The organism is Pseudomonas saxonica, assembly GCF_007858365.1.
GTDB lineage: Bacteria > Pseudomonadota > Gammaproteobacteria > Pseudomonadales > Pseudomonadaceae > Aquipseudomonas > Aquipseudomonas saxonica.
In genome coordinates this window covers 16,229-40,264 of sequence record NZ_VFIO01000017.1, presented here as the reverse complement: position 1 = coordinate 40,264, position 24,036 = coordinate 16,229, and the positions used below count along the sequence as shown (strand labels likewise).

The window sequence follows — 24,036 nt, the reverse complement described above, 5'->3', positions numbered from 1 at the left end:
CGGTGCCGGTAATACCCTCACCCTAACCCTCTCCCAGAGGGAGAGGGGACTAAAGGCAAAAGCCGTTATGCGCAACGCCACCTATCAGCACCCTCTCCCTCTGGGAGAGGGTTGGGGTGAGGGGCTTTTGCTCCAGCCTTAAAACCCGACACTCGCCTGCACGAAGAAGGTACGCGGCTCTCCCAAATAGAGACCGGAGTTGTTGTCACTGGAACGGGTGTAGTACTCCTGATTGAACAGGTTCTTGATCCCCGCACCCACCTTCAAGTTCGACGCCTCAGGCCCGAAGTCATACCCCACACGCGTACTCCAGGTCGCATACCCCGGAATATCACCGTACTGGCCGTCCGGTGTCGGATCAGTGATATACACACCACCGGTTCCCGGCGCGCGCTGCTGCGATTGGGCAAACATATCCAGGTTATAGGTCCAGCGATTCACGGCATATCGCGCGCCAAGGTTAAGCACCTGACGCGAATACAGTGGCAAGTCTCGCCCTTTGAAGTTGGCAATATCACCCTCTGACGTCGCCTTGGTATAGGTGAACGCAGCGTTCACTGACAAACCGTCAAGACGCGCATTCAGGCTCGATAAATCGTAGTGAACCGAAGTCTCAATCCCCTGATGCTTGGTGGCCCCCAAATTGGTCCAGCCCACATCATTGCTGACGTATTGCAGCTCATCGGCAAAGTCGATGTAGAACAGCGTCACTTCACCGCCCCACACACCGTTGTCATAACGCGTGCCCAGCTCATAGGTCTTGGCTTTTTCAGGCCTCAAACCCGCGGCCGTCTGGTCGCCAATGCCGCCTTGCCCCAGTTGAAAGTACTGCAAGCTGCCAAATGAAGTTTCATAGTTGGCAAACAGCTTCCACTCGTCCGAGAGGTGATACATCACGCTCAAGGCCGGCAGCGCCTCATTGCTGTCGATGCTGCGTTTTTTCTCGGTAACCGGCACACCGCTATTGCCCAGCACCGGTCGATCGTGCCAATTGGTGCTAATGCGCTCAAAGCGAATGCCCGGCGTCACGGTCCAGTTACCCACATCAATCTTGTCATCGATATAGAACGCGTTGGCTTCAGTCCCGCCGGTGCGATCCTGGTACACGTGACCGTCAGCACCCGGCATGGGCACCGGCACGTTGTTGACCAGTTGCAGCTGACTGGCCTCTTCGTGCATTCCCTCCTTGAGGTAGCGATAACCCAAACCGACTTCCTGGGTCACCGGCCCCAGAGTAAACACATGGGACACCCGCGGTTCCACACCAAAGGTGTAATAAGAACGCGGATAAATGCCCAGCGTTTGCAGGTTGCGTGAAGCGATATTGCTGCCCCGGAAACTGTCGGTGTAATAGGTCAGCACTTCAAACTGGGTCTGGTCGTCAATCTGACGCAGGTACTTGAAGGACACATCCTTGCGCCGCCCGGTGAAGTTGTCCCAGTCACGCACAGACTGATACGGATTGGCATCGAACTGTTTCTGCGTCAAACCGCCAGGCATGTCGGCGGTGGCATCGTAATAATGAAAATTGAGGCTGAAATCATCCTCGTCGGTCGGCGCCCAATGGGTCTTGAGCAACACATCATTGATGTCGTTGTTATTGTTGCTGGTGCGATAACCATTGCCCTTGACCCCGGAATACAACAGCGCAGCACCGATACCGTTGTCCGCCGTGCCGCCAACAAAGGCCGACTCCATGTGCTTCCAGCCGCCGTGCTCGGAGGTTTCCAGCGTGGTGCCGACCTCCCCCTGAAAGGTTTCGGGAATCGCTCGCGTCACAAAGTTGATGACACCCCCAACGTTTTGCGGCCCATAGCGTACCGAACCCGCGCCGCGTACCACGTCGATGCTGTCCAGATTCCCGGCCGAGATGGGTGCCATCGACAACTGCGGCTGGCCATAGGGGGCGAACGCTGCCGGAATGCCGTCAATCAATACGGTCGAACGTGGCGACAGGCGCGAGGTCAAGCCACGCACACCCACGTTCAGGGAAATATCGCTGCCGCCGGTGCCATTGGACTCTTGCACCTGAACCCCGGGAATACGCTTGAGCACGTCACTGACGTTCATCGCGCCCTGCTCCACCATCGCTTCGCGACGCACCACAGTGCGCGCACCGGGATGGTTCTGCACAACCGCTTCATTGGCGTCGCCCAGCCAGTCGCCGACCACTTTGACATCCACCGGTCCTAGCTCCAGTGGCCCTGAAGCCGTTGAAGCGCTGACCACCGGCGCGGCAAGCAGCGTCACCGCGTCACCGTTCAATTCATAGCTCAGGCCACTGCCTTGCAGCAATTGGCGCAATGCCTGCTCGGGCGACAAGCTGCCATCAACGGCCGGCGCCTGTTTACCGGCCACCAGCTGAGGGCTGAAAAACACTTGCAAGGAAGTCTGTTGAGCCAACTGGCTCAAGGCCGCACCCAAAGGCTGGGCCTGGATATGGAGGGTGCTCGGTGCCAGCTCGCCAGCCACCGCACCCGGCATCGCTGCACTCACTGCCAGCGCCAGGGCCAAAGGCATCCAGCACGTACGCGGTGCAGAAAAAAGCGTGCTCGAAGGCGGGTTAAGCACTGAAACCGGCCCACAAGAATTATTGTTTTTCACGTCGAGTCTTGCCCTATTGATCACACTTGAGTGCGACTGTTAATGCAAACCAGTTGCAGTTGATCAAGAAGACGAAGAACTCGAAAAAAACCTGAATTTATCGTGAAATTATTTCCTGACTGCCATCGGCACGGGTCTTTACCGACACCGGCAAAATACGCGGCAAGGCGTTGATCAGCGCATCGGTGTCATCGGTTTTGAACACACTCGACAGCCGCAGTTGCGCCAATGCAACCGTGCTGACATGCAGCGGCCGCTCACGGTAGCGCGACACTTCGGCAGCCACCTCGCCCAGGCTGGCGTCGTTGAATATCAACTGCCCCTTGCGCCAGGCCGTCAACGCTTGAGTGTTCACCGGTTGTGGCGCAGCCACGAGCCCCTGCTCATCGACCCGCGTGCCCAACCCGGCCGTCAGGTTGACCGCCTCTTCACGATTACGACCCTGTACCCGCACGTGGCCCGACTCGACCACCACCCGTGCTTGCTCGCCATCTCGACGCACATCAAAACGTGTCCCCGTGACCGTTACCTGCCCGAGCCCGGCTTGCACCACAAAGGGACGATCAGTGTCATGGGCGACACTGAACATCACCTCGCCCTCGAGTAAATCAACCCTGCGCTGATGGTCGGCAAAGTCAACGCGGATCCGGCTGCGGCTGTCCAGTTCAAGGGTTGAACCATCGGGCAAATTAACCGTACGGCGCTCACCCGCCAGGGTAGCGAATTGCTCGTGATAACCGACAGAGGCCTTCAACTGCGTCCAAACCCCAGCCCCTACCGCAACCGCCAGCACACTCGCAGCCATCGCCATGCCAAGCGCCGAGCGACGCTTGACCCTGGGTGCAGGTGCTTCGCATAACGCTTGCAGGCGGGCCTTGGGCAATAGCTCGACAGCACCGTACAACGTGGCGAGCCAACGGTATTCCGCTTCATGGCTGGGGTGGCCGCTGTACCAGGCGTCAAAATCGGCCTGCTCATCGGCACTCAGGCCCCGGCCTTGCACACGTGCAAACCAGGTTGCAGCCGCCTCGCGCACGTTCGCAGGGGCATGCGTGCAATCAGGCATCTCCATCAGGCAATCCTTAACTGATCTCATCACGGCGCGTCCACACGCTCGCGCAGATGCCGCAACGTGCGGATCATGTATTTCTCCACCATGTTTCTGGACAGTCCCAGGCGCTCGGCAATCTCGGCCTGGGTCAGCCCCTCTATTTTTTGCCAGACAAAAACCTTGCGGCAATTCAACGGTAACTCAAGCAAGGCCCTTTCGACCGATTCAGCCAACTGAAAAGCGCGCATATACACTTCCGGATCGGCTGATTGCGACGAACAAGGGGCCACGGCTGCCTGTTCTTTGGAATCACGCAGTTCTTCTCGACGAAAACCATCCACGGCGATATTGCGGGCCGTTTGATGCAGGTACGCACGCGGCTGTTCAACGGCATCCGAGCCGGATTCGAGCACGCGTACAAAGGTGTCATGGGCCAGATCCTGCGCCTGCTGGCGATTGCGCAGGCGCCGAGTCCAAGTGCCGACCAACTCATCGTAGTAGTCTAAAAAGCCCGTTCTGCGGGGTGCTTTATGAGTCATCGCACTGGACTGAGAAAGAGAGGTCGCGAATAGTAATCCGTCCTATTCGCACAAGCAAACCTTCCTACACTTCGACATTGGCCAGCAGTCGTCTCTGCACTTCGCGCCCCCGATCAAACCCATACGCGCGCGCCGTCAGCACCCCGACCACCCCCATCACGGCGCAAAACACCACGCACACCCACGGGCTCCACGGCATCAAGGCAATCAGCATCAGCGGTGTGGTACTTGCCCACAATGCGTAGGCGATGTTGTAGGTGAACGAAATTCCCGAGACGCGGATCGGTGCCGGGAACAAACCCACCATGACCGAAGGCACTACACCCACTATTCCGCAGGTCAGGCCGGCGAATGCGTACGCCAGCCCCGGCAAGCCCCACTGCCCGACCAGACTGGCGTACAGCAGGCCAATGCCCAATGGCAATAACAGGCTGTAGAGCACAATGCTGCGCCAGACGCCGATACGGTCAACGATCAACCCGGCCAGCACGCAGCCAATATTCAAAAACACAATACCGACGCTGCTTAGAGCAAAGGTATGGCTGGCGGTCATGCCAAAGCGTTGCTGCATCACCGTCGGGGTGATGACCACAAACACCACCACGGCACTGGTCAATACACAGGTCAGCAGCGCGGCCGGCAATAACGAGCGGCGGTGCTCGCGTAATACCGTGCGCAAAGGGAACTCGGCGCGACCCTCACGGCGCTCGCGCAACGCCAGAAACACCGGTGTCTCGCTGAGCCAGCGGCGCAACCACACACCTATCACGCCAAACACGCCGCCCAGCAAGAATGGGTAACGCCAGGCGTAATCGAGGATTTCTGCAGGGGTGAACAGCTGTGCGAGCAACGTCGCGGTCAAGGCGCCTATCAGATAACCGAATGTCAGCCCGGCCTGCAAAAAGCCCAATGCATAGCCACGGCGCCCGGCGGGCGCGTGCTCGGCGACAAACACCCAGGCACTGGGCACCTCGCCCCCGACCGCAGCACCTTGCAGGATACGCAGCGCCAGCAGGATCAACGGGGCGAAATAACCAATGTCGGCGTAAGTGGGCATGATCCCGATCAGCAGACAGGGCAGCGCCATCATCAGGATGCTCAGGCTGAAGACCCGTTTGCGACCCAGATGGTCGGCAAAGTGCGCCATCAGAATCCCGCCCAAAGGACGTGCCAGATAACCCGTCACAAAAATCCCGAAGCTCTGCAGCAGACGCAACCACTCGGGCATATCGGGTGGGAAAAACAGTTGACTGAGGGTCAGGGCAAAGAACACGAAAATGATGAAATCGTAGATTTCCAGTGCCCCGCCCAGCGCTGCCAGACCAAGGGTCCGGTAATCGGAACGAGAAAAGCGCACGGCAGTGGCTTGAGTATCAGCAGGCATAAATAGGCTCAAATGGACGAGGCACGCCTATATTGGCGCTTGAAGTCGAGGCACCGAGCATATCAAGCACAAGCCCTGAATCGCACCCTTTAATCCGTAGCATCTGCCGAAGGCTGCCTGCGGCAGATGCCACGAAGAGACAAAACACTAGCCCTGCCACCCGCCGCCCACTGCGCCAAACACCTGCACCAGCGACAGCGACACCTGCGCCGTGCTCTCAACCAGCGCCGCCTGGTTGTTCAGCAACGTGTTTTGCACGGTCAGCACGTTCAAGAAGTCCACCGTGCCTTGTGCATATTGTTGATGAACACTGTCCAGCGCATGCTGGCTGTGCATCACCGCCTGCTGCAAGCTGTCGCGGCGGCGCTGGTTGGCCTGATACGCCACCAGTGCATCATCCACCTCATGCCAGGCACTGAGCACGGTCTTTTGGTAGGTAATGCCCGCTTCTTGCTGACGGCCTTCTTGCAGCTGCAATGCGCCTTGCAAACGACCGCCCTCGAATATCGGCACGCTCAAGCCGGGGCCAAAGGCAAAACTGCGCGATCCCCAACTGCCCAAATCCGACAATTGCAGGGCCTGAAAGCCGAGGTTGCCCGACAAGGTAATGCGCGGGTAAAAATCCGCCTCCGCCATGCCCACTGATGCCGTTGCCGCATGCAATTGCGCTTCGGCGCGGCGGATGTCCGGGCGCCGTTGCGCCAGCTCGCTGGGCAAGCCGATCGGCACATCGGCGCGATAGGCTGGCACATCGGCCAATACGTTCAATTGTTGCTGCAATGCCCGAGGCTCACGCGCCAATAACAGACTCAAGGCGTTGATCAATTGTGCAATGCGCTGCTGCAAGGGTGCCGTGCGGGCCTCGATCTCGGACACCTGTGCGGCGGCCTCCGACACTTCCAAGTCAGTGGCGACGCCCTCTTTGACCTGCAAACGGGTCAATTCAAGACTGCGCCGGGCGATCTCCAGGTTTTGCTGCACCACCGCCAGCGCTTGCTGGGTGCCGCGCAACTGAATGTAATCCTGTGCGGTCTGCACGATGACCAGCAATTGCACGCCATGACGGTCTTCTTGCGCCATTTGCACGGAAGCATCTGCGGCCTCCACCGAGCGTTTGACCCGCCCCCACAAGTCGGCCTCCCAACTGATCGCCAGACCGCCATGCCACAGGTTAAATGCCTGTTTACCGCCGTTGCCCGAGGGGTCAGTCAAGCCACGCTGACTGTTACGACTTCGGCTGTAGCCCGCATCGCCCTCTACCGAAGGCACTGTATCGGCCGCAATTTGACGGCGCAGCGCCCTGCTTTGCTCCAGTCGGCTGGCCGCCAGTTGAACGTCAAAACTGCTGTCCAGCGCCTCGCGCACCAAGGCCGACAGTTGCGTATCGGCAAAACGGTCCCACCAGCGCGGGTCGACCGCAGACTCAACCGAAGCACTATGCCCCGCTTCACTGGCCACCGACGCCCAGCGCTCGGGTAGGTGTGGCTTGGGTGAGGTAAACTCCGGACCCAGCACACACCCACTCAAATTCAGCGCACTGCAACAGGCCACAGCACAGGCCAAAAGAGATCGTTTCATCGTGTGCTGACCTGCTCGCCATTCGCCGATTCGGTATCGATGGAGGCATCCACCGACATGCCCAAGCGCAATTGACGGGCCAAAGGCTGGCCCTGATCCAGAGTGATTTTGACCGGAATACGCTGCACGACTTTGGTGAAGTTACCCGTCGCATTATCCGGCGCAATCGACGCAAACGTCACGCCGGTGGCAGGTGCAATGCTGTCGACCGTGCCTTGCAAGGTCTCGCCGGGAAAGGTGTCAACCTTGATCGAAACCCGTTGCCCGGCACGCATATGGGTCAATTGATGTTCCAGAAAGTTGGCCACAACAAAAGCCTTGGCCAGCGGCACCACCGCCAGCACCGGATCACCCGGTTTGACATAAGCACCCTGACGCACACTGCGCCGCCCCACCACGCCGTCAAAAGGTGCGACCAGTTGCGTGTACGACAAGTCCAGTTCTGCACGCGCCTGCAACGCCTGAGCGTGCTGCACTGACGCTTGAGCCGCGTTGGTCTGGGCCGCCAGCACCCTTGTTTGCTGACGCGCGGCCTCAAGCGCGGCCTTGTGCTGAACCAGCTCGGCGCGGGCAATCTGCGAACGGTTTTTCGCCTGCTGGGAGTTCTGCAAGGTACCAGCACCCTGCCCGGCCAAATGTTGATAACGGGTCAACTCGTGCTCGGCGAACTCGACCTGCGCCAAGTCGGCATCCACCGTGGCCTGGGCCTGAGCGATCACCGAACGCTGTCGCTCCAGCATCGCCTGAGCATTGGCCAACTGCGCCTGCGCTGTGGCCACGCTGGCCTCGGCCGCCTGCACATTGGTTTTAAAGTCCTGCGGATCGATGCGCGCCACGACTTGCCCGGCCTTGACCGGCTGGTTGTCTTGCACCAGCACCTCATCAATAAAACCCGCCACCTTTGGCGCAATCAAGGTGAAATCGGCGCTGACAAAGGCGTCATTGGTGCTTTGTACCGCACTGGTGGCGAACACCAGTCGCCACAGGGCGTAGACCACAACCACCGCCAGCACACCCGCACCCAGTTTAATCAAGGGCTTACGCCCGCTTGTCGTACTCATTTCACTGCTCCAACCACGGAGCCCGGCGGGTATATCCGCGTCGGGCCAAAAGGAATTAACACCACCAAAAAAAGCGCCAGGCCGGCCATGTACAGATAGAGGTCAGAAGACGCCAACACCATCGCCTGCTCGTGGATGCGCTGCGCCAGGTCAGGCGCTGTGGCCATCCACGGCGTGTTACCCACACGATCCACCAGCATCATTGAGTGAAAGTGCTCGCGATTGAGCGTCAGCACCTGCAAAACACTGCCAGCGGCAACCGACGAAAAACCTTTGACCGTATTGAACCAGGCCGAGGCAAATGGCCCGTCCGCAGGGTTCAAGCTGCCAGTGGCGAGCATCAACAGAGGAATCACCGCCATCGGCTGGGCGATGATCTGAATGGCTTGCAAGCCGTAGAAATTCTCCCGACTCCACACCGAAGTCACCTGCGAACCGATACCGCACGCCAGCGCCAGCAAGCCCAGGCCGATGGCCAGCACCCAACGACAATCGACCCAACGCAGGTTGCACAGTGCAACCACCAGCGGCAGCGCGAGCAACTGCGGCAATGCCACCAACAGCATCAGCGGCGCGGTTTCCTGCGGGCGATAGCCCTGAATCTGAGCCAGATAGGCGGACGGAATCTTGATCACCGCCATCAGCACAAACAACACGCCGCCCAAGGTCAGCAAGGCGTGCGTCAGGTTGCGGATTTTCAACAACTGGAGTTTGAAAAACGGCAGCGGGTGCGACCACTCATTGATGAAAAACAGCACCAGTAACCCCAGCCCGCCGACGATAAAAACGCGAATCATCGGCGACGCAAACCAGTTCTGCCATTGACCGAGTTCCAGCCCCAGCACCAGCAGGATCAAACCGGGCAAACCCAACAGCAACCCGCGCCAGTCGAATTGTTTGAAACGTTCCAAGCGCAGCGGGTCTTGCGGCAACCCCCACGCCACGCAGGCAATGGCTAAAAGACTAAACGGGATAATCTGCCAGAACGCCCACTGCCAACCGGCGTAGTCCACCCACCAGGCCGCCAGGGGCGTGCCGAAACTGGGGCCAAAGGTCGCGGTTAGCGCGTAACTGCCCAACCCGTACAAACGAATGCCGGGCGGCAGAAAACGTAACGCCACCGACATCAACATGGGCGGTAACGCACCGGCTGCAAAGCCTTGAAGGGTGCGCAGCAGCATCAGCACGTTGACGTTCGGGGCCAAGGGACAAAGGATCCCCAGCAACAGAAAGGCTGCGATGGCGCATAAAGTGAAACGCCGAATTGAGAACGTCGCTGCGAACCAGGGTGAAAAGGCCATTGCGCTGATCGACGTAGCGGAATAGACCGCCAGCAGCCAGGTACCCTGATCCACACTGAGGCCCATTGCCCCTCGAATATCGGGCATTGCCACTTTGGTCACGTTCTCGTTGAACCCCGAGACCAGAACGGCCAGCAGCACCCCCACCAGCCCGGTAAAAATACGCAGGCCAAAGGCCGTACTGATGGGCGGCACAGGCACAGAACCCCCCGCCCCCTTAAACAGCCAATACATGGCCAACTCCGTCTTCACTCTTGATGACAGAAAGTGTAATCACACGGCATTGTTATAAAAATTGATAAATAGCTAACTGTGGATTGCGCTAAACGCAATCCGCTTTTGTAGCCGCTGCCGCAGGCTGCGATGGGCTGCGCAGCTGCCCCATTTAAAAAGCGAAGGTCATGCGCCCCTTATCGCAGCCTTCGGCAGCGGCTACGAAGAGATGCCGCAGGGTTTCAGAGCGGCGGTATCGCAGAACGTTTTGAGGGTACGGCGCAACCAGCGATGGGCAGGGTCGTTATCCAGTCGCGGATGCCAGGCTTGAATAATGTCCACCGCCTGCAACGCTATCGGCAACTCAAACGCGCGCAGCCTCAGGCCCATAGGCTCCAGGGTTTTGAGCAGCAATTGAGGCATCAACGGCAGAATCAGATCGGCATCGGCCAAGGCAAAAATCGCTGAGTAAAACGTCGGGGTGGTGAATGACACCCGACGCTCAAGCCCCAACTCAGCCAGCTTCGCATCAATCGGCCCACGGGCATGGCCCCGGCGTGACACGCTGATGTGGTCATAATCGATAAAGCGTTGCACCGTTATCGATTGATCGAAAATCGGGTGGCCTTCACGGGCCAGCCCCACAAAGGGACAGGTAAACAACCGCTGGACCTTGATGTCCGAACTGAAGGTGTTGTTGGCACTGATCGCCAGATCGATTCGCCCCTCGCTCAAGGCTTCGTCATCGGTAAAGCCTTCAGGCACCACGCGCAAGGTGGCTTTAGGCATTTCCCGCGCTATCTGAGAGCGCAATGCGCTGCCGTACACCCCAAAAAACACGTCATTGGCGCGAATACTGAACGTACGCTCCAGCTGGCCAAGATCACTGTGCTGACTTTGGGTGAACACGCCGTGAGCCAGTTCGACCACGCCGCGCACTTGCTCGCGCAACTCCAGTGCACGCGGTGTAGGCACCAGGCCACGCCCGGAACGCACCAGAATGGGATCATTCAAGGCCTCACGAATGCGCGTCAACGTGCGGCTCATGGCCGGTGCACTGAGGTTCATGCGTCGGGCAGCGCCCACCACTGACCCCTCTTCCAGCAGGACATTCAAGGCAACCAGTAGGTTCAAGTCAGGTATTTGCATGGCCCGAAGGGTAGCGTTTAACGCGATAAGAGGCCAGACGCCCGGCATGCACCATTATTGCGCATCATGTAAAACTGTATCGCTTCTGCTTAGGTAGCTAGCTAAGTTAAAGGTTGATACATTGTTGCCCGTCAGGTTGATGCCTGACGCTCTCTTTGGTTGAGATTTTTAGCCATTACCGGATCCCCATGAAGGTAATGGCTTTTTTTATTCTCCACGCTACGCCCCCTTCGCATTTTCTGGCTCTGCACCTGGTTCATCACCTTGCACCCGACCATTGATCACAATCGTTCAACTTTGTTTAACTGACGACGGTCAGGCCGGTAAAAAGTCCTACACTCGATATTAACTCTACGACATGTCGCAGGTTATCGGATGTAGTCATGACCAAATGTTCCGAACACACCCGTGACTCGACTGAATCATCTGACAGGCCAGTTACCAGCCCGCCATTGCTCATCGAACCCTGCCGCCCTGAAACCGATAACGGCCCCTCAGCAGGGGCGATTCCCCTCTATCATCTGTTCAATCTGACTAGCCCCCACCTGCCCTCACAGCAACACGATAGCGAAGCTTTGCTCGTTAGCCCCATGCCGCAAAACGTTGTGCCAGCCAGCGACCTACCGACTGTTGCAAACGCCGTCGATTCAGCAAATCAGAATCTGATCGGCAAAAAGGTACTGCTCACAACCGTTCAACGCATCAGCACCCAGGTGTATCAACGCTTCCTTGCTCAGGCGGTAGGCAAAATGCTGCGTGGCACCGTCTACGAAGGGTTCACGCCGGAGCATCTGCCGACCCTGCTACAGGCCAGTAAGGACTTTTATGAGTCCGAGGCAGATTTACCCCTGCGTCTGGCACGATTACTTAACGCAGTAAGTGAGCTGCCAGATGAGTCCTTCTTTGAAGCTGGCCACCATTTAAAAGATGCTCTGCAACTGTGCGTGGCAATAACCCAATCGCTGGGGGCCCTTGCCAGCAGCGATTCTGTACTGGAAAAAGCCGTTTCAGGGCATCGGCATCTCAGGAATCTGCTGGAAACCCTGCTCGATAATTCGCTGCTCAAGACCTGGAGCACCCTTAGCGGAGGGCGCGACATTATTGAAAAATCGCTCCAGTTGCTCACTGAAACAGCGCCACTCATGACCCCGGATATATCGTTTGAACAGGTCATGAACTGGGCAAGCCAAAGCCCATTGCTCAAACATTTGCTTACCGAGCATTACCAAGGCATTGCCGGGATTTTTTATGAGCTGGGGATTCTGGCCAATCTGCTGCGTTTGCGTCAGGCCGCGCAGCCCGAAGCCTCGACGCTAAGCCATGGCGCATGGCTACTCGAAACACTCGACAGTAACCAGTTAGGCCCGCTGATTACCGAGCATTTAAGCAGTTACCTGGCCCCTTTCTTTACTTCGCTGCACAACATGGCAAAAGCGTTCGCAAGCCCCAGCCGTTTCCCCGCAGACACGTCAGGCCTTGCCCCCTTCAAATGGCTGAGCGATTCAAATGTTCTTGAAGTGTTGCCTGCCCCGCTCAAAGCCCTGGTGTACCGGTTTATAGAAGCTTTGGGCAACACCGACAGCTTGCGCACCGCGGTGGGGGATGTACCCGCAAACGGAAAAATATCCGATCTGTGCCGCTGGTTGGCACGCGCATTGGAGCAGCCCAAATTCGAGTTAATCGCCAAGGCGGTAATGGACGTTGAGTTGTTTGACACGCTCAGCCGCTGGAGCAATGAAGCCGTGCTCTTGCACCAGCAGTGCGCCGCGTTTTCAGGTGTTGAAGGGGGGCCTGCTGCACTCAAGTGGTCGCTAACGCTGCTTGAACGTGTGGATCTGAGCCTGCTCGAACACATGCTGCCCGCTGTGCTGCATGAACGCTTGGCAAACTGGCTAATGCCCCTGCTGCATGGGTTGAAATTGGCGCCGCTGTTGGAGCAATACCCGCACAATGAATCGCAAATGGCGCAACTGATCTGGGGCGCACACTTAGTGGTCTCGGAGCAGGCGACACCGTTTCTAAACAGTTTTTTACCCCAATCACTGGCCCAACAGTTGGTCAAACCGTTTGACTTCATTCGTCAGACCACAACGTTTCCCAGTGATGACTCCTATACCGCACAACTGCAATGGTCCATAAACCTTCTGGCCAGCCCCGCAGGCCAAGCCACGCTGCAGCAGTTTGCCCCCGAGGGGTATGACTACGTCTTCACGCATCTACACAGCGTGAACACGATGATGCGCAACACCGATGAATTGCGCGCAATACTGATGGACAACGCTCCCTGGCAAAGCAAAGCCCAGCAGTTATATGCCGTGCTCAGTCCGCCGCTGATTGAGGCCCTGAAAAGCCATCCCGAACTGCTGATCAACGCGGCCAGCTGGGCGTCAGGTGGCAACAAAACGGCCATTGGCCTGTCGCTGACGACATTGCGTTTTTACATGACGATGCCTTCGCAACTCAGCACCAGAGAGCGGCTTATATGGATTCTGAAAAACTCCGCGTATGAGGCCATAAACGAATACAGCACAGTGCTGGCCTGGCTGGTCACCCACGACAGTACGGCGTCGACTGTGTTGAGCCATGCCCAGCAAGCGCAGCGTATCTACAGCACCTGGTCACAACCGGAAAAGCTGGAAGCTGAGCTCGACGAATTGGTCAAGATGCTCAATCGCGACATGCCGCTGCCGCACTACCTGCAGCCGTTGCTCAATACGCTACCCGCGTTGCCAGCCCTGATACGGGCGCATCAACACTACACAACCTTGCCAGACGGCATGCCTGTAGAAGAGCAAACACTGCACATGGCAGCGTACCTGTCGCAAACCGACAGCGCCGCACTGGCACGCCTATATGACTCTATAGAGGCCTATGCAGTAGGAGGCATTAGCCATGCGCTGCATACGATCGCAGAAGGTGTGCAGGACCCTTTAAAATTCCCGACGGCCAGCGCGGCCCCCGTCGACCACCCGATAAAAAGAGTGCCCAGAGGGAAGATCGATGAGTGGAGCACACAGACAAAAATGGAATTGGTCGGCGGGGCCGCGGGTCTGGCGATCTCAGTCCTAGCTGGGGCCTGGGCCTGGAAGCATTGGGGGAAATCAGATACTCAAGCCTACTCGCTGGCTAATAGCATACCGATGCAGAACCGAAGCCAAAGTCTGCTGGACTCAGATGCAGAAGAGGAGGACGGACAGCCCTTCAACACCGTTTATAAAGGGACGACTGCTCAACGTCCTTCAAAACATGACCCGGCTAAAGCTGCCTTGGCACTTTCAGTGCTCGGATTTGTTGTGTCGTCGGGGCTAGTTATTAAAGGCGTGTACAACGCCGTGACCCCCTCAGCGATAGACATTACCACCCTGATTACCACACTCCAGGCGCTCGAAGAACAAACCCAAGACGATTTGGAAACAGGTCATCAGGAAAGACTGATGGACGATATTGACCATTACGTCGAAGAACTTTCGGGCTGGCTTGATCAGCAAATTTATGAGGATCAGGGCGAGACGCAAGCGTCTGCCGTAAACCTGACCGATGATGTTGAAGAGCAAGGGGTTTTCGAAGATAGCTTAATGAGCGGGGACGAAACCGGATCGGTGCGGGTGCGCAGAAGTATTCGTAGAGTTTCCGTCTCAGATTTACAAAGCGTCTTTGATGGATTAAAAATCGGCGTCACGCCTAAACCTGTATCCAGCAAGACGGAGGACTTCCAGTCACGCTCAGACGAAATACTCACTCTGATGCGCTGGGGTGTTAGAAGTCTCAATATTGAGCTAGTGATTAGCCAAGACAACAAGAGCGAAATTAATCATAAGGTACTTACAAGACGGCTCGCCCAGATCAAATCTAAACTGGTGGCACTTAGACAAAACCTTGCAACAGTCAACATGGACATTCCCGGCCGGGACTTTCTGTCAAGAGAAATCAAAGCCTATTCTTTACTGAATGAAATGCGAGCCTTCTACGCACACTCAAATGAATTGCGCCTATGGAACAACTTCGATCCCGACACTGTATATAGCTATGAATACACACTCCACCAGGAAAGTACTTTTGGTATAGCACATTTGATCGCTTTAGTGTCTGGCGCCGTGACTGAGCACATTAAGGAGGCCGGCGCTACGGGCTCATTCAATCTCGATGAACGTTACAATGACTCAGAAGTCACCCCTCTGATTAAAACGGGCATAAGCCTTTATATACCGGGTCAATGGACCAAAGAAAGAGCTTTAATTAAAGCGGGTATCGAGGCAAGTCAAGGGGGTAGAGAGGTCATACCGAAAATGACTGACGCCGTGAGAGTGGGACTAACGGATAGCCAAGGACGCTTTAGATTTATTACCCTTCAAAGCCTTGACCAATACTTGATCGAGAAAAGAGACAACGTTTATCATCTGCCCTATAGCTCATCTTATACGTATCAGTGGCTTCCACAGTATTCAGCCGCCCTGATAGAAACGCTAACCTCTGAGCCTTTTTTAACGACCTATTTTTCAGGTGACACACTCATTGCACAGAGTGAAGATCGGCAGCAACACATTCGCACCATTCTTCCTTACACAATCGATGATGCTCTTTTTCATACCCACCTGATCATTCAGAACAGTTTTAAGGCTTTGGTATCACCGACCCGTGGCACGCCAATAGGCTTTACGGAAGAGTCAGTGCTTGCTCATGCCATACGCTACACCAAAGACCAATTAGACTTAAACAACAACACCATCAACACGCCTGCAACCTCTGAAACCATGATCAATATAACAAACAACTCCCTTGCTAACTTGCACAGCGTCTTGAGAGTTCTTTATCGACTTCCGAGCGAACACTTACGACTGCAAAAATCTCAAACTTCAACAGATTTAATTATGCTGGCCTTCGTTGAAACTTTGTGGACAGATCCGGAGCTCGCCTTACCGATCAAATACCACCCCCAACTGAAGAATCTCAAGCCCCAATCACCATTGATAGTGAGGCAGTTGAAAGACAAGAACCCTGACACCCGATTCACGATGACGTTTGCGCAATTACTCTGCCGACAGAATGAAGATATGGCTCCACCCGCCACCGTTATCTGGCCTAGCGGGCTCTCGCAAAATGATCCACTTTTGCACACCTTAATCGACAAATGCACAGTCTATAGAGCGCTGATACCTAGCCTCCAGAGAGATGCAAATGCTCGTGAATCACTGATCATTCCCAGTACCATGGCCTATCTCCAGGAAGGTCTAGACCGCGTTATCCGTGAAAAGGCTCCAGCCGGGGCTAAGCACTTACGCCAGCGACTCAACGATACCTTAGAGGTCAAATTTCAGCCCGTGCCTCAGGGATTTTACAATCCCGACGCGAGCCAGAGACCGAAGGAAAAAGTACTACATTTCTCGATAGCAAAAATTATGGCTAAAGCACATAAAAGGAAGCTCAAACAGTTACCGGGTTACATGAGTTATACCTTTACGGCCTCCTCCCGGTTCCCTATTGAGGTGCTCAGAGAGTTGGAAACATTAGACTGGCAAGAGGAGGTACACCGAAAGATACGAGATGTGGATTCCGATATACGCTTTATGCGCCGATGGAAAGACGTGTTTAGGCCTCTTGTTACTGAAAAAATGACAAAGGCCGGTGTCGAAGGTGGCTCTACCCTAAATCTGGATGGCACCCCCATTCCTGGGGTCTATATACTGACAACCGCTCAGGGTGTCGAGTTGCACTCCGTATTCAATAAAATAGAGTTCAAAGCTCCAAACCTGCAACATTTCAATACGATATTACTCCCCGTAGAGGAATTCCACGGCGGTCATTTGCATCTTTCTCCAGAAGATGTAAGCCCCGAAGGCAAGAGACTCTACAACTGGCTGAATGAGCACCGTCCGGATTCTGAAAGAACGAGAAATAGCATCCGCAACACCCTTACCTTGAAAGAACCGAGATACCCCAGCAGTGAGAATAGCTCAATGATTGCCTCGTCGATCTTGCACGACTATCTGGACGGCATGAAAAAAGATGCAGATGCTTACTTGAAATCCAATGCCGAGCTCTTTGTTCATAACCTGTTCCACTTCTTTAACAATATAATCGCGCCTTTTCTCGCCGCTTTGACAATCCCCATCAGCGGCCCACTGGCCTACCTGATTGCTTCAGGTCTTGTCATTTTGCCTTTTGCTGAACTGGCCGCAGCCGACACCGAGGAAGAGTTCAATGACCTGTTCTACAGCGCCGCTCTCAACGTAGCGTTTGATATTCTGCCCGGCCACACGTTGAAGTTGTTGTCGAAAATACCGGCCCACCAGATAGCCAAGTCAATTTCTAATAACGCAATCTCTGCATTCAATGCACTGAAGGGGCCGAAACAGATAAAGACAGCCAGCACCAACATAGCGATGCCTATCAAAAAAATAGGGCCGCAAAATGCCATACGGGATGCTGTCAGAGCTAACATGCTTGCCAAAGCACCCAATACTGCCTATTCGGACTACGTCAGTGATATTCTGCAAAACGGCAATATTCTGACTAAAGTGCACGCCGATGAGTTTGCCAACGGCTTGAAAATGGCAGCCAACTATAAGTACCTGAGGAACACAGGAAGCGTGGACCACTTGTTCACGAATGTACGCACGCTCACAAGCTTCGATCAATTGTTGCACGTCAAGCAAGGTGAAGTTCTTGTATTCATGCGAGTTGATCCCAGTTCTCCTCTAAAACAACTTCACCCTGTCCATTCGATGCCTGCCCTCGGCAATTGATCTTGCCCAGCACGAGTGGACACCCCGTTAAGCGATAAACTGCAACGAGGTGAACCATGGCAAGAACCGCTACCCCGATGAAACAGAACCGTACCCGTCACTCCCAAGCCTTCAAGAATGAAGCGTTGGCGCTGGCCGAGCGAATTGGCGTTAGTAAAGCGGCCGAACAGCTTGGTCTTCATGCGTCTCAGCTCTATGGCTGGCGCAGTAAGCAGCAGCAGACCCTGAGCAGCAGTGAGCGCGAACAGTCACTGGCCGACGAAAACGCCCGCCTCAAGCGGCTCCTGGCCGAGCAAGCCGAAGAACTGGCCATCGTAAAAAAGGCCGCGGCGTACTTTGCGAAGAGCCTCAAGTGAAGTACGCCTTCATGAGGACACATGCCCCAGCGTTTCCGGTGAAAGCCATGTGCCGTGTTCTGGGTGTCGCCCGCAGTGGTTTCTACGCCTGGTGCTCACGCGAGCCATCCACACGCCACCAGCAACGGGCCGAGCTGGATCAGCGGGTCGCGCAAGCGTATAACGCCCGTAAGGGCCGCAGTGGCGCCCCGCGGCTGTGCCATGACCTGTGGGAAGCCGGGCTGCGCTGTAATCGCAAGACGGTTGCAGCCTCGATGCAGCGACAAGGCTTACGCGCCAAGGCGGCCAAGAAGTTCAAGGCCACAACCAACTCCCGACACTCGCTCCCGGTGGCAGAGAACCTGCTCAAGCAAGACTTCACAGCATCAGCACCCAATCAGAAATGGGTGGGCGACATCACCTACCTGCACACGGACGAGGGCTGGCTGTATCTCGCCGTAATCATTGATCTGTACTCGCGCATGGTGGTCGGCTGGGCCATGAGCGAACGCATGACGGCTGACCTGGCCTGCGATGCTCTGCACATGGCGCTGTGGCGGCGAAAGCAGCCAAAGGGAGTGATCGTACACAGCGACCGCGGCAGTCAGTACTGCTCAACGGCTTATCAGGGTCTAATCCGCGCTCATCAGCTGCGATGCAGTATGAGCGCGAAAGGCAACTGCTACGATAATGCGTGTGCGGAGAGCTTCTTCCACAGCCTGAAGGTCGAATGCATCCATGGCGAGCGCTTCATGAGCCGCGCCCAGATGCGTGAAACCGTGTTTGAATACATCGAAACCGACTATAACCGCCAGCGGCGACATAGCACGCTGGGGCACATCAGCCCGCAAGCCTACGAGGCCCGGATGAGTGCTTGAAACTGTGTCCACGGTTGCTGGGCAAGATCAATCCGCTTACCCCAGAATAATAGGGAGTGCATATAAATGCATTTTTTGAATTTGCAGGTCACACAGGCAGAGCTCCTATCCGGCCTTATTTCCGTTTCCCAAACAGTTGCACAGATTGTGCTCGTCATGACCGTGGCGTGGCTCGTGTCCGCAGTGCTTTCGCGGGCCATCACACGCATCAGCAAAAGAACCCGCACTTCCAAGAGATCTGCAGATGAGGTCAAACGCATTGAAACATCTCTTCGTCTGATCCGTTTCGTCAGTCGGCTGGTCGTGTGGGCCTTGGCCGTGACCATTTCCCTCTCAATCCTTGGCATTTCTGTGGCACCGATCCTGACGACTGCGGGGGTAAGCGGCATCGCAGTGGGGTTTGCTGCGCAGAGCCTGATAAAAGACTATTTTTCGGGTTTGGTCTTGTTGCTGGAAGGGCAACTCCGCATCGGGGATATCGTGGATATTGGCGGTGTGGCAGGCCAAGTCGAAGAGATGACGTTGCGCTATGTGCGCCTGCGTCAACTCAATGGTGACGTGGTCTATGTGCCCAACGGAGCCATCACCAATCTGACAAATAAGACAACGGACTATTCGATGGCCGTAATCGATGTCGGTGTCGCCTATCGCGAAAACCTTCAGGAGGCATTGAACGTTATGGAGAGTGTCGCCCGTGAGCTAGCTTCGGAAACAACCTGGTCAACGAGAATATTAGCCGAGCCAGAGGTCTTTGGGGTCGAAACGTTGGGTGACTCTTCGGTTATCCTGCGTCTTCGCCTCAAGGTCTTGCCAGGTGAGCAATGGTCAATCCGGCGCGAATATCTGCACAGGATAAAACAGCGCTTCGACGAACTTGGCATCGAAATCCCTTATCCGCATCTGACGCTTTATGCCGGCCAGGACAAGGATGGAAAAGCCCCTGCCTTTCGGATCGAAGCTCCGGCTGGTGCCCAATGACACGGCCAAAATATACATATGAAGTGGAAAGAGATTTCTCGAACTGGGATGAAACGATTTTCGAGCGCTGTCTGCGGGATGGGTTCAATGTATTTGGCTCTGGACCAACCCCTATTCTCTTGCGGCCCGAAAAGGAGACCGAACCTGCCCCTGACACCCGTTCGCTAGGCAACGACAGCCATGATTAAGAAAGGCCAACCCATGAAGCCACCGGTAAAGACGAGCTTTCGCGGCAGGGACGTCGCCTACCTGGTAATTTCCATTGTTTTAGTGGGCGTAGGTTACGCAGCCTACCGCGGCTTATACTTTGTTGGTGAAAACTTTCCTTTTGCCCAAGAGATGATCCTAGTGTTCCTGGGTGCAGCTGCCACTATCTATCTGACAGCTGTGCTCCTCAATCGCCAGACTGAGCTTGAGTTAAGAAAAGAAGGGCAAGTTCTTCTTTTTCAACAAAAGCATGACACATATATGCGCGTCATCGAAAAGGTTGCTGAAATCGTGGAGCGTGAACGTCATGATTTTGCGCTCATTGATGAACTCAGGGTCATCAGCCACAAGCTTGCCGTTGTCGGCAGCGCGCCAGTTGTCGAAGCGTTCCGACGCGTTCTTGATCTGCTTGTTGATGGACTTGAGGATGGCCAGTTGAACGGCAATGACGCAGAACAGGTGATGCATGCCGTAGCTGAAGTCACGATTGCGATGCGTTCGGACATCAGCAGCGACAACGACCCTGAAGCGCTTCGGTCGGCTGCAGAAACGATCATGGCGAACTCACGCAAGATCGAGCGGCTGGACGACATTGAATAGCCCCGGATTCCCTAGAGACCTCCAAGCCTCATAATGAGGCCTACTAGGAGGTGCCATGAGCAACCAGCGTTTCCCCGAAGAATTCAAGATCGAAGCGGTCCGGCAAGTGACTGAGCGCGGCCTGCCTGTTGCCGATGTAGCGGCCCGTTTGGGCATGTCTGCGCACAGCCTGTATGCGTGGATCAAGCGCTACAGCAAGCCAGAAGCCCAGCGTAAGCAAGAAGATGATCAGCAGGCGGAGCTTCGTCGTCTGCGTGCTGAACTCAAGCGGGTGACCGAAGAGCGAGACATTCTAAAAAAGGCCGCCGCGTACTTTGCCAAGGAGTCAGGCTGAAGTACGCCTTCATCAGCAAACTGTCGGTGGGGTACCCGGTGCGGCGTCTCTGCCAGACCCTCAAGGTGCATCCCAGCGGTTACTACGCCTGGCTGGTCGAGCCGGAATCGGTACGCGCCAAGGAAGATCAACGCCTGCTCGGATTGATCAAGCATGCCTGGTTGGAAAGCGGCGGGGTCTACGGCTACCGCAAGATCCACGACGACCTGCGTGAGCTGGGCGAGCCCTGTGGCCGGCACCGTGTGGCTCGCCTGATGAGGAGAGAGGGGCTGCGCTCGCAGACCGGTTATCGCCGGCGCCCCGGGTACTACGGTGGCAAGCCGCCAGTGGCCTCGCCCAACCGTCTAGAGCGGCAGTTCAATGTCAGTGAACCGAACAAGGTCTGGGTCACCGACATCACTTACATCCGCACGTATGAGGGCTGGTTGTACTTGGCAGTGGTTCTGGATCTGTTTTCTCGCCAAGTGATCGGCTGGTCGATGAAGCCTCGGATGTGCAGCGACCTGGCCATTGATGCGTTGCTGATGGCTGTGTGGCGGCGCAAGCCCAAGCAGGAAGTGATGATCCATTCCGACCAGGGCAGCCAGTTCAGCAGCTCGGACTGGCAGAGTTTCCTCAAGGCCAACAACCTGATCAGCAGCATGAGTCGACGCGGTAACTGTCACGACAACGCGGTCGCGGAAAGCTTTTTCCAGTTGCTGAAGCGGGAACGCATCCGACGGAAAACCTACGGAACCCGCGAAGAAGCCCGCAGTGATGTGTTCGATTACATCGAGATGTTCTATAACCCCAAGCGCCGGCACAGCAGCGCTATGCAGCTATCGCCAGTGGAGTTTGAAAAGCGCTATTTCCAGAGCTTGGAGAGTGTCTAGGAAAGCTGGGGCGATTCAGGAAGTACAAAAAGGCAAAGGTACAAAAAGACAGAATCCCAGAGCATTCGCGCTACGCGCTCACCCAGCTCGACCCCCTGAGGGGGGCCCCACTCCCTGGAATCAGATCCAGAGCGAATGCTTGCACAGACAAGATTAATAGCAACATCACTTTATCAGGACGACACTGAAATCCGGCTCGCTGTTATCCCCTGATTACTCGCCTTTGTCGTCTGTGAGCCCGCAGCAGGCGTTTGGATGATCCTTGCTAGCAGAGGCGTCACAGCGCTCCTTGGAGCGCATAAACAAAGTCTCCAGCCGGCAGGCTGGGCATTATTACCGGAGGGGGAGCCACGAAGTGGGGGAACCCCGTAGGGGTGCCCCGGCAGAGCCGCGCTTTTTACTTTTCCCTTTTTAAACCTTTGAGGTCGTCTAGACGCCTTATGTTATGTGGCCTGTAGTGTTCATAAAGGGAGGGATTTGTTGTCATATACGCGCCACGAAGATCTCTTTGCTTCGAGAAAAGAGGTCAGTGATAGTGATAAATCCTGCGTCGCTGCCTGCCTTAAAGTGTCCGAATAGTCATGAAATCCGCAAGCTCGGCGCTTATTCATTCCTTGTTCGTTATGTGAGGGAAAAATGGCTGTGGGTAACTCGGACTAATGCTTTTAATGCTTTTAATGCTTTTAAAAGCTTTTAGTCGGGCTGTATGCCACGTATTACGTGGCATACAGCCTCCATAAAGGGACAGATTTGCGGTCATAAAGGGACAGATTTGCGGTCATAAAGGGACAGATTTGCGGTCATAAAGGGACAGATTTGCGGTATTAAGGGACTTGTATTAAATAGTCCTTTTTATGCTATGGTGGATCTCCCCACGAGGACTACTGATGGCTGAGAAAAGCGAAGTTGTTGTCAAATCTAACCGGCTTGTCGAAGCTAGCTACCGGCTCAACCTGGTCGAACAACAAATCATCCTGTTTGCCATCAGTCGTAGTCGCGACGAACAGCTGGGCCTTTCGCCAGATAAGCCAGTCACGATTGCAGCGAGCGATTTCGCTCAGGCATTCGGGACCAACGAAACCAAGGTTTACGGACAACTTAAAGAAGCTATGGGCGACCTGTTCGACCGCTCGGTGACGATCTATGACACCGATCCGGACACCGGTAAGGACCGTACTGTCACAACCCGATGGATCAGCGACAAGGCTTACATCGACGGAACAGGCCGAATTCAGTTGACGTTCGCCCCTCGGGTGATCCCCTACATCACACGTCTCGAGTCCGAGTTCACGTCATACCGTTTGGAGAAAATCAGTGGCATGTCGAGCGTTCACGCTGTACGGCTCTACGAGCTACTGGTGCAGTACCTCACAATCGGAAAACGCGAGTTGGCACTCGCTAATCTGCGCGAAAGTCTCGGCCTTACCAACGAATACAAGGCAATTAAGGACTTTAAAAAGCGAGTCCTAGATACAGCCGTGGCACAAATCAACGAATACAGCGATATTCGTGTGAGCTACACACAGCGCAAGACCGGACGCACCGTCACCCATCTGATCTTTGCCATCAAACCAGAACCAACATCCGTGCCGGTGAAGCAAAAGCTTGGCAAGCTGACAGACGCTGAGGTTGCCAAACGCGCTCGTCCTGGTGAGAGCTGGGAAGCAGCACATGCCAGACTCAACCAGATCACCTTGGCACTGGCTGAATGACTGGATTGATGTACGTGGGTCGGACTGGGTTTAGATCGTCACCGTCGAGACTAATCGGCCAGTCCGGCCAGTAGATCGGAAAAAGACTTGGCAGGCCCGGGTAATTTTGGCTTTCCCGGGGTTGGCGCTTTTTCAGGTTGAGGCTCAGGGTTGTGCTCAATAAGGCGTTGCTCAGCATTATCAAGGCGTAGCTTCTCGATCTCTTGCCGCAATGGCTCCACCGCTTCAGCGACGGCCTTTGCCACCGCCCTGGCGATGATCTCCCCGAGGTCGCCAGTCACTGTGACGCCGTGTGACATTTCCACTGTGACGCTCTGTGACGCTGGCTCGAAAGCACCGTACACACGCAGTAACTCCGCGGTGTCGATATAGCGACGTCCATCGGACTCTAAGCCATATGATATACGGCCTTCGGTCATTGCCCGGTATATGGACCGGCGCGTTCTGCCGATCAGTGACGCGGCTTCATCTATGGTGTGACGCATGGTGCTCTACCG

15 protein-coding genes are annotated in these 24,036 nt (G+C 55.6%); 6 read left to right on the top strand and 9 right to left on the bottom strand.

Going from position 1 to position 24,036, the window contains the following annotated elements; all coding sequences use genetic code 11:
* Window positions 1–138 precede the first annotated feature (138 nt).
* From FJD38_RS23550 to FJD38_RS23515, 8 genes are all read right to left on the bottom strand, one after another.
* A complete protein-coding gene (locus tag FJD38_RS23550) occupies window positions 139–2,520 on the bottom strand; it encodes a TonB-dependent siderophore receptor (protein WP_122784411.1) in 2,382 nt (793 codons plus the stop codon).
* A gap of 181 nt (window positions 2,521–2,701) precedes the next feature.
* Entirely contained in the window at window positions 2,702–3,676 is a 975-nt protein-coding gene (locus tag FJD38_RS23545; protein WP_146387894.1) for a FecR family protein, read from the bottom strand.
* 23 nt (window positions 3,677–3,699) lie between these two features.
* Window positions 3,700–4,194, bottom strand: coding sequence for a sigma-70 family RNA polymerase sigma factor (locus FJD38_RS23540; protein WP_122784413.1), 495 nt, complete (start codon window positions 4,192–4,194; stop codon window positions 3,700–3,702).
* Window positions 4,195–4,258: 64 nt separating this feature from the next.
* The gene (locus FJD38_RS23535; RefSeq protein ID WP_146387892.1) at window positions 4,259–5,578 is read right to left on the bottom strand and encodes an MFS transporter; all 1,320 of its coding nucleotides are present in this window, start codon (window positions 5,576–5,578) and stop codon (window positions 4,259–4,261) included.
* 147 nt (window positions 5,579–5,725) lie between these two features.
* Window positions 5,726–7,156 carry an efflux transporter outer membrane subunit gene (locus FJD38_RS23530; RefSeq protein WP_146387890.1) on the bottom strand — a complete coding sequence of 477 codons (1,431 nt, stop codon included), beginning with the start codon at window positions 7,154–7,156 and terminating at the stop codon, window positions 5,726–5,728.
* Window positions 7,153–8,217: an HlyD family secretion protein gene (locus tag FJD38_RS23525; protein WP_146387888.1), complete on the bottom strand. Its 1,065-nt coding sequence runs from the start codon at window positions 8,215–8,217 to the stop codon at window positions 7,153–7,155. Before FJD38_RS23525 ends, FJD38_RS23530 begins: the two co-directional genes overlap by 4 nt.
* On the bottom strand, window positions 8,214–9,752 hold the full coding sequence (locus FJD38_RS23520; RefSeq protein ID WP_146387886.1) for an MFS transporter: 1,539 nt from the start codon (window positions 9,750–9,752) through the stop codon (window positions 8,214–8,216). Before FJD38_RS23520 ends, FJD38_RS23525 begins: the two co-directional genes overlap by 4 nt.
* A 198-nt stretch (window positions 9,753–9,950) precedes the next feature.
* Window positions 9,951–10,880, bottom strand: coding sequence for a LysR family transcriptional regulator (locus tag FJD38_RS23515; RefSeq protein WP_146387884.1), 930 nt, complete (start codon window positions 10,878–10,880; stop codon window positions 9,951–9,953).
* Window positions 10,881–11,263: 383 nt separating this feature from the next.
* On the opposite strand from FJD38_RS23515, the gene FJD38_RS23510 reads away from it, so the two are divergent.
* The 6 genes from FJD38_RS23510 to repM all read left to right on the top strand — a co-directional run bounded on the left by FJD38_RS23510 (window position 11,264) and on the right by repM (window position 23,539).
* Complete coding sequence (locus FJD38_RS23510) at window positions 11,264–17,623, top strand: hypothetical protein (protein ID WP_146387882.1); 6,360 nt, start codon at window positions 11,264–11,266, stop codon at window positions 17,621–17,623.
* A 56-nt stretch (window positions 17,624–17,679) separates the two neighbouring features.
* Window positions 17,680–18,836, top strand: a protein-coding gene (locus tag FJD38_RS23505; protein ID WP_088500313.1) for an IS3-like element ISPa20 family transposase whose coding sequence is annotated in 2 segments (ribosomal slippage) — window positions 17,680–17,938 and window positions 17,938–18,836 — 1,158 coding nt in all. Because the reading frame shifts where the segments join, the coding sequence is not laid out codon by codon here.
* A gap of 66 nt (window positions 18,837–18,902) precedes the next feature.
* Complete coding sequence (locus tag FJD38_RS23500) at window positions 18,903–19,814, top strand: mechanosensitive ion channel family protein (RefSeq protein ID WP_000545589.1); 912 nt, start codon at window positions 18,903–18,905, stop codon at window positions 19,812–19,814.
* A gap of 201 nt (window positions 19,815–20,015) precedes the next feature.
* Window positions 20,016–20,621 (top strand): hypothetical protein, encoded by a 606-nt coding sequence (locus FJD38_RS23490; protein ID WP_244302802.1) that lies wholly within the window; start codon window positions 20,016–20,018, stop codon window positions 20,619–20,621.
* Window positions 20,622–20,676: 55 nt separating this feature from the next.
* Window positions 20,677–21,827, top strand: a protein-coding gene (locus tag FJD38_RS23485; RefSeq protein ID WP_094995315.1) for an IS3 family transposase whose coding sequence is annotated in 2 segments (ribosomal slippage) — window positions 20,677–20,914 and window positions 20,914–21,827 — 1,152 coding nt in all. Because the reading frame shifts where the segments join, the coding sequence is not laid out codon by codon here.
* 887 nt (window positions 21,828–22,714) lie between these two features.
* Window positions 22,715–23,539, top strand: coding sequence for a replication initiation protein RepM (gene repM / locus FJD38_RS23480; RefSeq protein ID WP_024265234.1), 825 nt, complete (start codon window positions 22,715–22,717; stop codon window positions 23,537–23,539).
* Between the two features lie 50 nt (window positions 23,540–23,589).
* Here repM and FJD38_RS23475 read toward each other — a convergent pair whose 3' ends face one another.
* Window positions 23,590–24,024 carry a hypothetical protein gene (locus FJD38_RS23475; protein WP_024265235.1) on the bottom strand — a complete coding sequence of 145 codons (435 nt, stop codon included), beginning with the start codon at window positions 24,022–24,024 and terminating at the stop codon, window positions 23,590–23,592.
* Window positions 24,025–24,036: the final 12 nt, after the last annotated feature.

What these genes read in the sequence shown, in the direction of transcription:
- FJD38_RS23550 (WP_122784411.1), bottom strand. Translation starts at nt 2,520, where the DNA reads ATGCCTTTGGCCCTGGCGCTGGCAGTGAGTGCAGCGATGCCGGGTGCG.
- FJD38_RS23545 (WP_146387894.1), bottom strand. Translation starts at nt 3,676, where the DNA reads ATGGAGATGCCTGATTGCACGCATGCCCCTGCGAACGTGCGCGAGGCG.
- FJD38_RS23540 (WP_122784413.1), bottom strand. Translation starts at nt 4,194, where the DNA reads ATGACTCATAAAGCACCCCGCAGAACGGGCTTTTTAGACTACTACGAT.
- FJD38_RS23535 (WP_146387892.1), bottom strand. Translation starts at nt 5,578, where the DNA reads ATGCCTGCTGATACTCAAGCCACTGCCGTGCGCTTTTCTCGTTCCGAT.
- FJD38_RS23530 (WP_146387890.1), bottom strand. Translation starts at nt 7,156, where the DNA reads ATGAAACGATCTCTTTTGGCCTGTGCTGTGGCCTGTTGCAGTGCGCTG.
- FJD38_RS23525 (WP_146387888.1), bottom strand. Translation starts at nt 8,217, where the DNA reads ATGAGTACGACAAGCGGGCGTAAGCCCTTGATTAAACTGGGTGCGGGT.
- FJD38_RS23520 (WP_146387886.1), bottom strand. Translation starts at nt 9,752, where the DNA reads ATGTATTGGCTGTTTAAGGGGGCGGGGGGTTCTGTGCCTGTGCCGCCC.
- FJD38_RS23515 (WP_146387884.1), bottom strand. Translation starts at nt 10,880, where the DNA reads ATGCAAATACCTGACTTGAACCTACTGGTTGCCTTGAATGTCCTGCTG.
- FJD38_RS23510 (WP_146387882.1), top strand. Translation starts at nt 11,264, where the DNA reads ATGACCAAATGTTCCGAACACACCCGTGACTCGACTGAATCATCTGAC.
- FJD38_RS23500 (WP_000545589.1), top strand. Translation starts at nt 18,903, where the DNA reads ATGCATTTTTTGAATTTGCAGGTCACACAGGCAGAGCTCCTATCCGGC.
- FJD38_RS23490 (WP_244302802.1), top strand. Translation starts at nt 20,016, where the DNA reads ATGAAGCCACCGGTAAAGACGAGCTTTCGCGGCAGGGACGTCGCCTAC.
- repM (WP_024265234.1), top strand. Translation starts at nt 22,715, where the DNA reads ATGGCTGAGAAAAGCGAAGTTGTTGTCAAATCTAACCGGCTTGTCGAA.
- FJD38_RS23475 (WP_024265235.1), bottom strand. Translation starts at nt 24,024, where the DNA reads ATGCGTCACACCATAGATGAAGCCGCGTCACTGATCGGCAGAACGCGC.